Source organism: Campylobacter estrildidarum, assembly GCF_005406205.1.
In the GTDB taxonomy this organism is placed as follows: Bacteria; Campylobacterota; Campylobacteria; order Campylobacterales; family Campylobacteraceae; genus Campylobacter_D; species Campylobacter_D estrildidarum.
In genome coordinates this window covers 1-1,382 of sequence record NZ_NXLZ01000038.1, presented here as the reverse complement: position 1 = coordinate 1,382, position 1,382 = coordinate 1, and the positions used below count along the sequence as shown (strand labels likewise).

The window sequence follows — 1,382 nt, the reverse complement described above, 5'->3', positions numbered from 1 at the left end:
ATATAGAAAAATTTCAAAAAGAACAATTGGAACGTTTAGAAAAACAAAGAAAAGCAAAAAGACTAGCTGAACAAAGAAAAGTTGATATAAGAGTTTAGAATTAATTAGCCTTTTAATTAAATTAATTTCATTTCTACCGATATACAAGGTAGAAATGATCAAAAGGCAGTAAAATGATAAATAGTATAAATTCTTATTCAAATTATAATTACTATACAAATACTTTAAATTCTAAAAAGAATTCTAAAACAAATGATTTAGTAGATAATAATAAAGAAATAAATAACAATACAAATTTAAACAATAACATAAATTCAAATAACAATATCTCAAACAATACTTCTTTAAAACAAATTAAACAAACAAATTCAAATTTAGTAAATGATAAATCACAAGCTATAGATAAAATACTAGGTTATGGTGTAGATGAAGATGGTTTTTTTACAAGTGATTTTAATGAAGCTGCAGGAATACCAAAAGATTATAAGATTTATGCTAAGGGTATGGAGAATTTTGTAAATAGTTTTCTTAAAAGACAACCTTTTTATTCTCAAATTGATATAGCTAAAACTATAGGAAATGCTTATAATTCTTTTTCTTCTTTAGTGAATGATAAAGAATTAGGGCAAAATTTTAAAGAGCAAGATTTAAAAAATTTATCTAATAATGATAGTATTAATTATTGGAAAAAATTTCAAGATAATACTGCAACATTTTGGGAACTTGCTGATATGAAATTAGCAGATTTGGGTTCAGATAAATATCAAATAAAAGATGGTGAAATATCCAAAGGAGGTGCTTTGATTGCTTTTTTTGTAAATCACCCCATTGTAGAAGGAACAACTACTTTATTGGGTAAAATGGCAGGTTTGGATAAAAATATTAGCAATAGCGAAATTAAAGATTTTATATCTTTTATGAATTCTAATCATTTAACTTATTCTATCCGTATAAAATCTTCTAATCAGCAGAATGATTGGGCTAATCCTATGGGAGATAGTTTATCAATATGGGATTATATGAATAGGGCAAAAAATTTAGGCGATGATAAGTTAATTAAAACTATTGAAAAACTAGGAAAAGAATACAATGAATTAATCAATTCTAATATGAGCTTGAATGAGTTTAAAACTAAATATTTAGATTTTAAAGAAAGACACGATAAATTTGTAGAACAATTAACCAAAGAAGAAAAAGCTAAAGGAATTGATTATAGTATAGATATTGCCAGTGGACAAAGTATTTCAAATAATAAAAATAAAAAAACACAAGATGATGATAAAAAACCCTTCAAACCCATCCAAGCAGAAAGTAAAAACAAAGAAACTTATAAAGATGATAATATAAGAAATGAACTCATAAAAAAACTTCTTGAAAATAAA

1 protein-coding gene is annotated in these 1,382 nt (G+C 24.2%); it reads left to right on the top strand.

Going from position 1 to position 1,382, the window contains the following annotated elements; all coding sequences use genetic code 11:
• Positions 1 to 173 precede the first annotated feature (173 nt).
• The coding region (locus CQA69_RS08825; RefSeq protein WP_137621400.1) for a Cj0814 family flagellar-dependent secreted protein at positions 174 to 1,382 on the top strand (1,209 nt) is incomplete at its 3' end.